This is a genomic window from Actinophytocola sp. KF-1 (assembly GCF_054661535.1).
The window spans coordinates 121,048-133,249 of record NZ_BAAFVK010000010.1; the positions used below are offsets into that span (position 1 = coordinate 121,048).

14 protein-coding genes and 2 tRNA genes are annotated in these 12,202 nt (G+C 71.3%); 8 read left to right on the forward strand and 8 right to left on the reverse strand.

Going from position 1 to position 12,202, the window contains the following annotated elements:
- Positions 1–18: 18 nt before the first annotated feature.
- A tRNA-Pro gene (locus tag ACYQ77_RS28680) sits at positions 19–92 on the reverse strand.
- A gap of 79 nt (positions 93–171) precedes the next feature.
- On the opposite strand from ACYQ77_RS28680, the gene ACYQ77_RS28685 reads away from it, so the two are divergent.
- The 3 genes from ACYQ77_RS28685 to ACYQ77_RS28695 all read left to right on the forward strand — a co-directional run bounded on the left by ACYQ77_RS28685 (position 172) and on the right by ACYQ77_RS28695 (position 1,669).
- Positions 172–242 (forward strand) — tRNA-Gly (locus ACYQ77_RS28685).
- 273 nt (positions 243–515) lie between these two features.
- Positions 516–1,271, forward strand: coding sequence for an SDR family oxidoreductase (locus ACYQ77_RS28690; protein WP_459716645.1), 756 nt, complete (start codon positions 516–518; stop codon positions 1,269–1,271).
- On the forward strand, positions 1,268–1,669 hold the full coding sequence (locus ACYQ77_RS28695) for an acyl-CoA thioesterase (RefSeq protein WP_459716647.1): 402 nt from the start codon (positions 1,268–1,270) through the stop codon (positions 1,667–1,669). The genes ACYQ77_RS28690 and ACYQ77_RS28695 overlap by 4 nt, the downstream gene beginning before the upstream one ends.
- Here ACYQ77_RS28695 and ACYQ77_RS28700 read toward each other — a convergent pair.
- Complete coding sequence (locus ACYQ77_RS28700) at positions 1,652–2,188, reverse strand: N-acetyltransferase family protein (protein WP_459716649.1); 537 nt, start codon at positions 2,186–2,188, stop codon at positions 1,652–1,654. The two genes, ACYQ77_RS28695 and ACYQ77_RS28700, sit on opposite strands and share 18 nt — an antisense overlap.
- A 135-nt stretch (positions 2,189–2,323) precedes the next feature.
- Between ACYQ77_RS28700 and ACYQ77_RS28705 the strand changes: the two genes are divergently transcribed.
- Positions 2,324–3,124 carry a hypothetical protein gene (locus ACYQ77_RS28705; protein ID WP_459716650.1) on the forward strand — a complete coding sequence of 267 codons (801 nt, stop codon included), beginning with the start codon at positions 2,324–2,326 and terminating at the stop codon, positions 3,122–3,124.
- Positions 3,125–3,170: 46 nt separating this feature from the next.
- Here the strand turns inward: ACYQ77_RS28705 and ACYQ77_RS28710 are convergent, their stop codons facing one another.
- Together ACYQ77_RS28710 and ACYQ77_RS28715 are read right to left on the reverse strand one after the other, a co-directional pair.
- Positions 3,171–3,971 (reverse strand): Fpg/Nei family DNA glycosylase, encoded by an 801-nt coding sequence (locus ACYQ77_RS28710; RefSeq protein WP_459716652.1) that lies wholly within the window; start codon positions 3,969–3,971, stop codon positions 3,171–3,173.
- Between the two features lie 3 nt (positions 3,972–3,974).
- Positions 3,975–4,445, reverse strand: a complete 471-nt coding sequence (locus ACYQ77_RS28715; protein WP_459716653.1) for a ribose-5-phosphate isomerase — start codon at positions 4,443–4,445, stop codon at positions 3,975–3,977.
- 27 nt (positions 4,446–4,472) lie between these two features.
- Between ACYQ77_RS28715 and ACYQ77_RS28720 the strand changes: the two genes are divergently transcribed.
- Positions 4,473–5,234, forward strand: a complete 762-nt coding sequence (locus ACYQ77_RS28720; RefSeq protein WP_459716655.1) for a 2-phosphosulfolactate phosphatase — start codon at positions 4,473–4,475, stop codon at positions 5,232–5,234.
- Complete coding sequence (locus ACYQ77_RS28725) at positions 5,231–5,929, forward strand: MBL fold metallo-hydrolase (RefSeq protein WP_459716656.1); 699 nt, start codon at positions 5,231–5,233, stop codon at positions 5,927–5,929. The genes ACYQ77_RS28720 and ACYQ77_RS28725 overlap by 4 nt, the downstream gene beginning before the upstream one ends.
- Here the strand turns inward: ACYQ77_RS28725 and ACYQ77_RS28730 are convergent.
- Together ACYQ77_RS28730 and ACYQ77_RS28735 are read right to left on the reverse strand one after the other, a co-directional pair.
- Positions 5,926–7,353, reverse strand: a complete 1,428-nt coding sequence (locus ACYQ77_RS28730; protein ID WP_459716658.1) for an aldehyde dehydrogenase family protein — start codon at positions 7,351–7,353, stop codon at positions 5,926–5,928. The two genes, ACYQ77_RS28725 and ACYQ77_RS28730, sit on opposite strands and share 4 nt — an antisense overlap.
- A 63-nt stretch (positions 7,354–7,416) precedes the next feature.
- Positions 7,417–8,031: a DsbA family oxidoreductase gene (locus ACYQ77_RS28735; RefSeq protein WP_459716660.1), complete on the reverse strand. Its 615-nt coding sequence runs from the start codon at positions 8,029–8,031 to the stop codon at positions 7,417–7,419.
- A 129-nt stretch (positions 8,032–8,160) separates the two neighbouring features.
- On the opposite strand from ACYQ77_RS28735, the gene pepN reads away from it, so the two are divergent.
- Entirely contained in the window at positions 8,161–10,722 is a 2,562-nt protein-coding gene (pepN, locus tag ACYQ77_RS28740) for an aminopeptidase N (RefSeq protein ID WP_459716661.1), read from the forward strand.
- 188 nt (positions 10,723–10,910) lie between these two features.
- On the opposite strand, the gene ACYQ77_RS28745 is transcribed toward pepN, so the two are convergent.
- Positions 10,911–11,408: a DUF5130 family protein gene (locus tag ACYQ77_RS28745; protein WP_459716663.1), complete on the reverse strand. Its 498-nt coding sequence runs from the start codon at positions 11,406–11,408 to the stop codon at positions 10,911–10,913.
- Entirely contained in the window at positions 11,395–11,637 is a 243-nt protein-coding gene (gene ctaJ / locus ACYQ77_RS28750) for an aa3-type cytochrome oxidase subunit CtaJ (protein WP_459716664.1), read from the reverse strand. The genes ACYQ77_RS28745 and ctaJ overlap by 14 nt, the downstream gene beginning before the upstream one ends.
- Positions 11,638–11,938: 301 nt before the next feature.
- Here ctaJ and ACYQ77_RS28755 point away from each other — a divergent pair, with 301 nt between their 5' ends.
- Positions 11,939–12,196, forward strand: coding sequence for a hypothetical protein (locus tag ACYQ77_RS28755; RefSeq protein WP_459716666.1), 258 nt, complete (start codon positions 11,939–11,941; stop codon positions 12,194–12,196).
- Positions 12,197–12,202: the final 6 nt, after the last annotated feature.

Here is a 12,202-nt window from a genome sequence, read left to right on the forward strand (position 1 = left end):
AGGCCGGCCGCGCCAGGGTCGGGATGACAGGATTTGAACCTGCGACCCTCCGCTCCCAAAGCGGATGCGCTACCAAGCTGCGCCACATCCCGGCAGCCCCTCACCAAGGGACACCGGCCACAGCTTAACGCGGCACGCTAGGCTGTTCCCGCGCCACCTCTCGTGGCGCATGCGGGTGTAGCTCAATGGCAGAGCCCCAGCCTTCCAAGCTGGTCATGCGGGTTCGATTCCCGTCACCCGCTCGTTCGGGGCTACTCATGCTCGCGGAGAGCGCTCGCCGGGCTCACTCGCCATGTTTTGTGGGGGCGCGGCCCCCACGCCCCACCCGGCGGGGCTTCGCCCCCCGGACCCCCCGGTGGTTGCGCTGCTTGGTCGCGTTCCTGTCGTGCCGCGGGGCTGTGGCTGATCTTCGTGGTCTCGTGCTTGCCGAGCGTCGGCGTCCTAGTGCTTGTTGTGTGCGGTTGGACACGGGCTGTGCGGGTGGGTGGGTCCGGGGTGGCGATTACCATCCCGCCATGGAGATTCGTGGGAAGGCGGCTCTTGTGGCCGGGGCCTCTGGGGGGCTGGGGGCGGCCATTGCCCGGCGGTTGCGGGACGAGGGGTGTTCGCTCACGGTCGCCGGGGGGCGCGGGGACGGGGTCGAGGCGCTTGCCGACGAGGTCGGCGGGGGTGCCGTGGTCGCCGAGCTCGGGGCTCGGGACGAGGTGCGGCGGGTGGTGGACGCCGCCGGGGCGGTCGACCTGCTCGTCGTCTGCGCGGGCGGTGCCGGGGCGGGGGCGTTCGCCGGGTTCGGGCTGGACGACATCGACCGGGTGATCGACGACGGGTTGCGGGGGCCGCTCGCGCTCACGCGGTTGGCCGGGGAGGGGATGGTCGCGCGCGGGAGCGGGCACGTCGTCTTCGTGTCCTCGTTCGCCGGGAAGACCGCCGGGGCCGGCACGGCGTTGCGGAGTGCCGCCGCGTTCGGGGTTCGCGGGTTCGCGCTCGGGTTGCGGCAGGACTGGGCGCCGTCCGGGGTCGGGGTGTCCCTTGTGAACGTCGGGCACGTCGAGGACGTCGAGAGCGCTGACGGGGTCGCCCTGCCCGCCGGGTTCCGGCCCAAGTCCCCTGTGGACGTCGCCGCCGCGGTGGTGCGGGCGGTGCGGCACGACCGGGCCGAAGTGGACGTCGCCGATCCGGTGATGCGTGCCGGTGTCGTGTTCGGACAGTTGGCGCCGCAGACCGCGGCCCGGCTCAACCGGCTCGCGGGCGATCAGGCTGGTGGGTTGTGACGGTCTTCGTCCACCGGTTGCGGGTTCGCTACAACGAATGCGACCAGCAGGGCGTCGTGTTCAACGGGCACTACCTGTTCTACTACGACACCGCGATCACCGAGCTGTGGCGCGACCGGATCGGGCCCTACCAGGAGACCGTCTCGCGCGGGTTCGACATCGTGGTGGCCGAGGCGACGTTGCGGTACCGCAGTTCCGCGCGGTTCGACGAGCTGGTCGACATCGCGATGCCCGTCGCGCACCTCGGGAACACCAGCATGGTCATCCGGCCGGAGTTCCGGGTCGGCGACCGGCTCGTGGCGGACGGGGAGATCCGGCACGTGTTCGTCGATCCGTCCACTTTGGTCAAGAAGCCGATGCCGGACGACATCCGCGCCGCGCTAGCGGGTAGCGCGTAGGTACTCCACCTCGAGCACCGGCCTGCCGTCGCCGAAGTCGGTCTCGCGGGTCTTGCCGGTCTGGGTGAAACCGAACGACTCGTAGAAGTGCCGCGCGCGGTTGGCGCCCGTGATCGTCCACAGGTGCACCCGGCGCAACCGCGCCTCGACGATCAGCTCCCACGCGTTGTCCATCAACGTCCACGCGACGCCGGTGCCCCACGCGGAGGGGTGGGCGTACAGGTCGAAGACCTCGCCCTCGCGCACGCCGTAGTCGACCGGCCCGAAGTACGCGAACGCCACGACCCGGTCCCCGCGCTCGGCGACCAGCAGGGTGTTGCGCACGAACTCGCGGGACGCCATGACCGACTTCCACATCTCGCGCCGCTCGTCGGTGAACCTGCGCAGCCAGCGGCTCTCGAAGAGGTCCCGGTGCGCCACCCGCCACGCCTCGGCGTGCACCTCGCCGATGGCCGTCACGTCGTCCTGGGTGGCCTCGCGCACCAGGACCGGCACGTCCGGACCCCGGCGGAAGACCATCTCCCCACCATAGGTCAGACCACTGCCGGGTGGCATCCCTTACGAGCGGATTACGCCACCACGCGGCCCAGGAACTCTGCGCGTAGCGTCCCCGTTGTCCGTTCACAAGGCTTTGCCCGTCGGAAGGTGCACGTGATGGGGACGATCGTCGTCGTGGTGCTGGTGCTCGTCGTGGTGGCACTGGCGGCGACCTACATGAAGAACCAGGCCAACGCCAAGCAGCAACGGCTCGAGGACGCCAAGGCCGACGCCCGGCGCTGGGTCGAGCGGCTCGGCGGCCAGGTGATGAACCTGGTCGGCACGAACGAGGCCGCCAAGCAGGCGCTGGCCGACGCCTCCGAGCGGTACACCGCGGCGGGCTCGCAGATGGAACAGGCCGCCACGGCCGAGCAGGCCCGGCTCGTCACCGCGACCGCCATGGAGGGCCTGTACTACGTGCGTGCGGCGCGGCTGGCCATGGACATGGACCCCGGCCCCGAGCTGCCCGCGGACGCCGAGCGGGAGCGGGCGGGCAAGGTCACCGAGGACCGCAGGGTCAACGTCGAGGGCCGCGACTTCGAGGCCTCCCCGATGCCCAGCGACGCGACGCCGCACTACTACCCGGGTGGCCGCGTGGCCGGGCGGCCGGTGCCGCAGGGCTGGTACAGCGAGCCGTGGTGGAAGCCCGCGCTCGTCGCAGGCGCATGGGGTGTCGGGTCGATGCTGCTGTTCAGCGCCATGTTCTCCGGCATGTACGGCATCCCCGACGCGCAGGCCTGGGAGCAGGGCTACGACGCGGGCCAGGCCGACGCCATGGAGAGCGGCGACGCCGGTGACTACGGCGACGGCGGCGACTACGGCGACGGTGGCGGCGACTACGGCGGGGACTACGGCGGCGATTTCGGCGGCGGCGACTTCGGCGGTGACTTCGGCGGCGGTGACTTCGGCGGCTTCTGACCCGATGCCGTGAGGGGCGCCTTCGCGGAGGTGCCCCTCACGGCGTTCACGCCTGGCAGGTGGGGCACCAGTAGAGGTTGCGGGCCGCCAGCTCGGCCTTGCGGACCGGGGTCCCGCACACCAGGCACGGCATGTCGTGGCGCCGGTACACGTACACCTCGCCACCGTGCCGGTCCACCCGCGGCGCCCGGCCCGTCACGTGCGGCAGGTGCTCGTCGCGGACGGTGTCGATGCGGCCCTTGCGGACGCCGTCCTTCATCAGGTCGACCAGGTCCGCCCACATGTCCTTCCACAGCACGTCGTCCAGCGACCGGCCCGGCAGCATCGGGTTCACGCCGTGGCGGAACAGCAGCTCCGCGCGGTACACGTTGCCGACGCCGGCGACGATCTTCTGCTCCATCAGCAGCGCCGCGATCGGCAGCTTCGACCGCGTGATCCGCGCGTACGCCACGCCGGGGTCGGCGTTGCGGCGCAGCGGGTCCGGGCCCAGCTTCGCGAGCACCTCCCGCTGTTCCGCGACGTTCAGCACCTCGCAGCGGGTCGGTCCGCGCAGGTCCGTCCAGTGCGTCTCGCCCACCATGCGCATCCGCACCTGCCCCACCGGCAGCGTGGTCGGCAGGGGCTGCTCGGTGAACGTCCCGTACAGGCCGAGGTGGACGTGCACGATCGCGTCCGGGCCGTACACGTGGAAGAGGTGCTTGCCGTACGCCTCCGCCCGCGTCAGCACCCTGCCGTCCACCGCGGACGCCGGGAACCGGCCCTGCGGGCTCGTCACAGAGACCGGACGTTTCCCGTACCGCTTGGTGTGCAGGCGGGCGAGCCGGTGGAGCGTGTGTCCCTCGGGCACGGCTCAGGCGGGCAGCGGCGGCGGGGTGCCGGTGCGCTCGTAGTCGGTCAGCATGGCGATGCGCCTGGCGTGCCGCTCGTCGCCGGAGAACGGGGTCGCGAGGAACTTCTCGACGATCGCCGTGGCCTCCTCGACGCTGTGCATGCGGCCGCCGACGGCGACGACGTGCGCGTTGTTGTGCAGGCGGCCCAGCTCGGCGGTCTCGGTGTTGTACGCCAGCACGGCACGGCAGCCGGGCACCTTGTTGGCGGCGATCTGCTCGCCGTTGCCGGAACCGCCGATCACCACGCCGAGGCTGCCCTCGTCGGCGACCGCGCGGCGCGCGGCCTCGACGCAGTAGGGCGGGTAGTCGTCGGCCGCGTCGTAGACGGCCGGGCCGACGTCGACGACGTCGTGACCGGCGTCGGACAGGTGCTTGACGAGATGCGCCTTCAGCTCGAAGCCGGCGTGGTCGGAACCCAGGTAGACACGCACGCCCGGCATTCTGCCAGTTCTGGAAGCATGTGCCCGGTGACGGTCTTCGAACAGGACGGCTACGACCTTCGCGTCGAGTGGGGCCTGGACGGTGTTCGCGCGCTCGGTCCCCACTGCGCGGTGCTGGTCATCATCGACGTGCTGGTGTTCACGACCACGGTCGACGTGGCGCTGGGGCGGGGCGCGCGCGTGCTTCCGCTGCCGTGGCGCGACGAGCGGGCAGCCGAGGCCGCGAAGGCGGCCGGGGCCACGCTGACCCCGACCGGCCTGCACAAACTCGACGGGGAGCAGAAGTCCGGGTGGACGCTGCGGCCGTCGTCGCTGACCCAGTTGCCCCCGGACACGTTTCTCGGGATCACCTCGCCGAACGGCGCGACGCTGGCCGCGGCGGCCGCCGAGACGGGTGCCACCGTGCTCGCGGGCTGCCTGCGCAACGCGTCGGCGGTGGGCGCGGCAGCGGCCGGGATCGCCGGGGACCGGCCGGTCGGCGTGATCGCGGCGGGTGAGCGCTGGCGGCCGCAGCAGACCCTGCGGCCCTCGGTCGAGGACCACCTCGGCGCCGGCGCGATCGCGGCGGCCGTGACCGGGCGTGCCGCGCCGTCGTCGGAGGCGACGCTCGCCGCGCTGTCGTACCAGGCGGTGCACGACCGGATCCCCGAGGTGCTCGCCGATTCGATCTCCGGGCGTGAGCTGGTCGCCGCGGGTGTGCCGGACGACGTGAAGCTGGCGGGCGACGTGGACGTCAGCACGGTCGTGCCGGTGCTCCAGGACGGTGTGTTCACCGCATGAGCGGCCGGTGGGTCGAGGTCGCGAACGGGGTGTACGCGCGGCGCTACGTCGAACTGGACCAGACGCTCGGGCTCGTCGTCGGTGACACCCACTGCCTGGTGATCGACACCGGCACGGACGAGGTGCACGGCGCGTCCATGGCGGCCGCCGTGCGGTTCGTGACGCCGCTGCCGTGGACCGTGGTGATCACGCACGCGCACTTCGACCACTTCTTCGGCACGGCCGCGTTCCTGCCCGCGTCGGTGATCTCCCACGAGCGGTGCCGGGCGCTGATCCTCGCCGAGGGCGAGCGGCAGCGGCGGGCGTGGTCGGCGAAGTACCGGTCGGAGGGCAAGGCGGAGCAGGCGGAACGGCTCGCGGCGGCGCAGCTGGTCGCGCCGACCGAGGTGATCACCTCACAGGTGCTGCTCGACCTGGGCGGGCGGACCGTGACGCTGATCCACCCCGGCCCCGCGCACACCGACCACGACCTGTTCGTGCACGTGCCGGACGTCGACGTGGTGTTCGCGGGCGACCTGGTCGAGCAGGGCGCGCCGCCGTCCGTCGGCCCCGACTCGAACGTGCCGAACTGGCCCGCCGCGCTCGACCGGATCCTCGATCTGAGGCCCGCCGTGGTGGTGCCCGGTCACGGGGACCCGGTCGACGCGGAGTTCGTGCGGCGCCAGCGCAACGAGCTGGCGCGCGGCAGGCGTTAGCTCTGGATGGCCTTCAGCTCGGTGAACTCCTCCAGCCCGAAGCGGCCGAACTCACGGCCGTTGCCGGACTGCTTGAAGCCGCCGAACGGGGCCTTCGTGTTGAACGCGGCGCCGTTGATGTCGACCTGGCCCGCCCGCAGGCGGCCCGCGACGGCACGAGCGCGGTCGGCGTCGCCGCCGAACACCCCGGCCGCCAGGCCGTACTGGGTGCCGTTCGCGATGCGCACGGCGTCGTCGTCGCCGGTGTACGGGAGCACCGACAGGACCGGGCCGAAGATCTCCTCCTGCGCGATCGTCATGTCCGGCTTGACGTTCCCGAAGACCGTGGGGCGCACGAAGTAGCCGCGGCCCTCGACCGGCTCGGGGCCGCCTGCCGCCAGCGTCGCGCCCTCCTCGATGCCCTTGCGGATGTAGCCGACCACCCGGTCGCGCTGGGCCGCCGACACCGACGGGCCGATGCGGGTCGTCTCCACCGCCGGGTCGCCGGGCACGTACTTCGCGGCGGCCGCGGCGGCCACCTCGACGGCCTCGTCGTGCCGGTCCGCGGGCACCAGCAGGCGAGTGAGCGCACTGCACGCCTGGCCGTTGTTCATGTAGGCGTTCGCGACGGTGATCTTGACCGCGCGCGCCAGGTCGGCGTCGTCGAGCACCACCGACGCGGACTTGCCGCCCAGCTCCAGCGCGATCTTCTTGATCGTCTCGGCGCCCACGGCCGCGACCCGGCGGCCCGCCCGGGTGGAGCCGGTGAACGAGATCATGTCGACCAGCGGGTGCGCGGCCAGCGCCTCGCCGACGACCGGGCCCGTGCCGTGGACCATGTTGAACACACCGGCGGGGAGCCCGGCCTCCTCGATGATCGCGGCCAGCAGGCCCGCGGTCAGCGGCGCGACCTCGCTGGGCTTGAGCACCACGGTGTTGCCCGCGACCAGGGCGGGCGTCACCTTCGCGACCATCTGCTGCAGCGGGAAGTTCCACGGGGTGATCGCGCCGACGACACCGATCGGGTCACGCACGACCGTCGAGTTGCCGAACGTCACCGGGTCGAGCGCACCGGCCTCGACCTCCTCCAGCACGCCGGCCGTGATGCCGACGGGGTTGGTGACCTGCACCTTCTGGGCGAACGTGATCGGCGTGCCGACCTCGGCCGTGATCGTGGCGGCCAGCTCGGCCGCGCGGGCGCGCAGCCCGTCGTTGATGCGGCTGACGGCGGCGACCCGCTCGGCCAGCGGGGTCGCCGCCCAGGCCTCGAACGCCGACGCGGCAGCGCGCACCGCCGCGTCGGCGTCGCTCTGGGTGCCCGCCGGCACCGACGCGATGACCTCTTCCGTCGCCGGGTTGATGACGTCGATCCGCTCGCCACCGGCGCTGCTCTCGGTGAACGAGCCGTTGACGAAATGAGCGGTGCTGACGGTAGGGGCGGCCATCGGTCCTCCGTGATGTGACGCGTAAACGGGAGTCGACCCCCAGCCTGTCACATCCGGGTGGGGTCAGTCGAAGGACAGATCGCCGGTCCTGGTGCGCTTGAGCTCGAAGAAGTTGGGGAAACTCGCCAGCGCGACTGTGCCGTCGAACACCTTGAGCGCGTCCTCGCCGCGCGGTATGGAGTTCATCACCGGGCCGAAGAACGCGACGCCGTTCACGTGGATCGTGGGGGTGCCGACGTCCTCGCCGACCGGGTCCATGCCCTCGTGGTGGCTCTTGCGCAGCGCCTCGTCGTGGTCGCTCGTGTGCGCCGCGGCCGCGAGCTCCGCGGGCAGGCCGACCTCGGCGAGCGCCTCCTTGATGACGACGTCCAGATCCTTGTTGCCCTGGTTGTGGATCCGGGTACCCATCGCGGTGTACAGGTCGCGGAGGACCTCCTCGCCGTGCTGCTGCGCGGCGGCGATCGCGACGCGCACCGGCCCCCAACCGTTGTCCAGCATCCTGCGGTAGTCCTCGGGGAGGTCGCGGCCCTCGTTGAGCACGGACAGGCTCATCACGCGGAACCGGAGGTCGACGTCGCGGTGCTTCTCCACTTCGAGGATCCACCTGGAGGTGATCCAGGCAAACGGGCACAACGGGTCGAAGTAGAAGTCGATCTTCGTCTTGCCGGTGGAAGTCATGACAGGAACAACCGGCAAAGGCGAAGAGTTCTTCCCGTTCTTCACGTCCGGCGGGCCAAACCGTACCGCCGGGTGATTGGATGCCGATGAACAGGATTGTCAGTACCGAACAACGACCTGAGGTGACCAGTGGCTCCGCCCAACCTGACCCGTGACGAAGCACAACAGCGCGCGGCGCTGCTCGACGTGCGGTCCTACGACGTCGAACTGGACCTCACGGACGGTGGCGGCAAGCCGGGCGACGCCACGTTCCGGTCCACCACCACCGTGCGCTTCGCGAGCAAGGAGGCGGGCGCGGACTCCTGGATCGACCTGGTCGCCGCGTCCGTCGAGGACGCGACGCTGAACGGCACGGCCGTCGACGTCTCCGGCTACCGCGAGGACAAGGGCATCGCACTGCCGTCGCTCGCCGAGGAGAACGAGCTGACGGTCGCGGCGACCTGCCGGTACATGAACACCGGTGAGGGCCTGCACCGCTTCGTCGACCCGGTCGACGGCGGCGTGTACCTGTACACGCAGTTCGAGACGGCCGACGCCAAGCGCATGTTCACCTGCTTCGACCAGCCCGACCTCAAGGCGACGTTCCGGTTCACCGTCATCGCCCCCGCGGACTGGAAGGTGATCTCGAACGCGCCCGTCGAGTCCAGCGAGGAGACCGAGGGCGGCGCCGTCCGGCACGTCTTCGAGACCACGAAGCGGATGTCGACGTACGTGACCGCGCTCGTGGCCGGGCCGTACGCGGAGTGGCGCGACGAGTACACCGACGAGTCGGGCACGATCCCGCTCGGCATCTACTGCCGCGCCTCGCTCGCCGAGCACATGGACGCCGAACGGCTCTTCACCGAGACCAAGCAGGGTTTCGACTTCTACCACCGCAACTTCGGCGTGCCCTACCCGTTCGGCAAGTACGACCAGTGCTTCGTGCCGGAGTTCAACGCGGGCGCCATGGAGAACGCGGGCTGCGTGACCTTCCTCGAGGACTACGTGTTCCGGAGCAGGGTCACCCGGTACGCCTACGAGCGGCGCTGCGAGACCGTGCTGCACGAGATGGCGCACATGTGGTTCGGCGACCTCGTCACCATGCGCTGGTGGAACGACCTGTGGCTGAACGAGTCGTTCGCGACGTTCGCGTCCGTGCTCGCGCAGGCGGACGCCACCGAGTACGTGCACGCGTGGACGTCGTTCGCGAACATCGAGAAGTCGTGGGCGTACCGGCAGGACCAGCTGCCCTCGACGCACCCGGTCGCCGCGGACATCCCGGACCTGCAGGCGGTCGAGGTCAACTTCGACGGCATCACCTACGCCAAGGGCGCCTCGGTGCTCAAGCAGCTCGTCGCGTACGTCGGGCAGGAGCAGTTCCTGTCCGGGCTGCGGGTGTACTTCGCCAAGCACGCGTGGGGCAACGCGACGCTCGCGGACCTGCTGGCGGCGCTGGAGGAGGCGTCGGGCCGCGACCTGTCGTGGTGGAGCGCGCAGTGGCTGGAGACGACCGGCCTGAACTCGCTGCGCCCGTCGTTCGAGGTGTCTCCTTCCGGTGAGTTCACGTCGTTCGCGATCACCCAGGGCGGCGCCAAGCCGGGTGCCGGTGAGCTGCGCACGCACCGGGTGGCCGTCGGCGTGTACGACGACCAGGACGGCAAGCTCGTCCGCACGCACCGCGTCGAGCTGGACGTCACCGGCGAGCGCACCGAGGTGCCGGAGCTGGTGGGTGTCGCGCGCGGCAAGCTCGTGCTGGTCAACGACGACGACCTGTCGTACTGCACGATGCGCCTCGACCCGGACTCGCTCGCGACGCTGGTCGACCGGATCGGCGACATCACCGAGCCGCTGCCGCGCACGCTGTGCTGGTCGGCGGCGTGGGAGATGACCCGCGAGGCCGAGCTGAAGGCACGTGACTTCGTGACGCTGGTGTGCCACGGGCTGCCCGCGGAGACCGAGGTCGGTGTGGTGCAGCGGCTGCTGCTGCAGGCGCAGACCGCGATCAACTCGTACGCCGACCCGGCGTGGGCGCCGACCGGCTGGCGGACGTTCACCGACCGGCTGTTCGAGCTGGCCGCCGACCCGGCGACGGCGTCGGACCAGCAACTGGCGTTCGTGAACGCGCTGACCGGGGCGCGGCTCGAGGACGACCAGCTGGCCGTGCTGCGCGGGTGGCTGGACGGGTCCGCGCCGCTGGCGGGGCTCGTGGTGGACACGGACCTGAAGTGGCGGCTGCTGCAGGCGCTGGTGGCACACGACGCGGCGGAGGACGCCGAGGTCGCGGCGATGCTGGCGGCCGACCCGACGGCGACCGGGCAGCGGCAGGCGGAGCGGACGCGTGCGCTGCGGCCGTCGGCCGAGGTGAAGGCGGAGGCGTGGCGGCGGGCCGTGCACGACGACGAGCTGCCGAACGCCATCAACGAGGCGATCATCGCGGGCTTCTCGCACCCGACGCAGAAGGAGCTGCTGGCGCCGTACGTGTCGCGGTACTTCGCGGACGTGGCGGACGTGTGGGCCCGGCGGTCCAGTGAGCGGGCGCAGCCGGTGGCGCTGGGCCTGTTCCCGTCGTGGGCGGTCTCGCAGGACACCGTGGCGGCGTCCGACGAGTGGCTGGCCGACGAGTCCCACCCGCCCGCCCTGCGCCGCCTGGTCTCGGAAGGTCGCGCGGGCGTGGTCCGCGCCCTGGCCGCCCGAGCCTTCGACACCGAGTAACCCGGCGAGTCCCCGTCCCCCAACACCGCGAGTCGCGCTCTCACGCATACCGAGTTGTCAGTTTCGTGCACATGACTTCTGCACGAAACGTACAACTCGGTGTGCACGAGAGCGCGACTCGCGGTGTTGGGGGGCACGCGCCAGAACGCCGCGCCTTCCTGGGGAGGGCGCGGCGTCCGGGGGGTCTGCTAGTGCTTCGTGCCTGCCTGGTCGGTGAGCATGCGCAGGCCGCTCACCAGGCCGCCGATCAGGTCGCCCTCCTTGAAGGACGCGACCATGCTCATGACCGCCAGGTTGCAGGCGCGGTCGGGCAGGCGGCGGCTGGACTCCGCGCCGGTCACGACCTCGACCTTGCGCTGGCCGGGCGACACGGCGATGAGCACCGCGGCGGGCGCGTTGTCGCCGGACTCGGCGTGCAGCTGCTCGGCGGTCGCACGGGTGTCGTCACCCAGCTCGCCGAGGTAGACGCTGAACGCGAGCCCCGTGGTGCGGGCGGAGAGCGTCAGGGCCTCGTCGAGCCGCGCGAGCTGCACCGAGCTGAACGGCAGCTCGGCCTTGGCCGGCGTGTACTCCTTGGCGACCGACACGCGGCCGCTCGCGGTCACGACCGCGCCGTACCCGTGCTCGACGTCCTCGGCGACGACGTCACCGGGCTTGCCGTGGAGAACGACCTCACCAGCTGCCACGAGCGCCTCCCTTGGCCGTGGGGCGCGGCTTGCCGCCACCGGTCGGTACGGCGGACGCGTCGGCACCCGCCGGGTTGGCGGTCCACCAGACCGCCGGGTACTCCCAGGGCTGCCCCGGGCGGTACCGCGGCGCCTTGGCGAACTTGTCCCGCAACGTCAGCAATGCCACCAGGCCGTAGATGGCCAGCGGGATCACCGCGTAGATCAGAAGTGTCTGCACGACGCTCACGCGCGACACCCTACCCAGCACCGCGCGGACCGCGACACTCGGCAGCCGGACGACCGGCCGAGATCACATCGAGTGATCAACTACTGCGGGCCGGTAGCCGCGCTGGGCCGTGCGCGCGCGTTTGCGTTCGTACAGCGGGATGAAGCACCGACTGCGAACGGCCCCATCTCACGGACTGACATCGCATCGTCACGCTTTACGTCTTGTCGATTACAGTTCCAGCTCATAGCTTTCACCTGTACGGCCCTTGCGGTCCCTTCCCCGGCACTCTCCGTGCCCGTATCGCCGAGGAGTCCCCGTCATGCAGACCACCACCCCGACGATCATCACCCATTCGGACGAGTGCGCCGCCATGGGCAGCCGCGTCACCCGCGGCACCAGGGTCACGGCAGGCACCAGGGTCACCCGAGGCACGAGGGTCACGCGGGGAACGCGCGTCACGGCAGGCACGAGGGTCACGCGCGGCACGCAGGTCACCAGGGGCACGCGCGTCACCGCCGGCACCCGCGTCACGAGGGGCACGCGGGTCACGCTCGGCACCCGGGTGACGGCGTCCTAGTTCGCG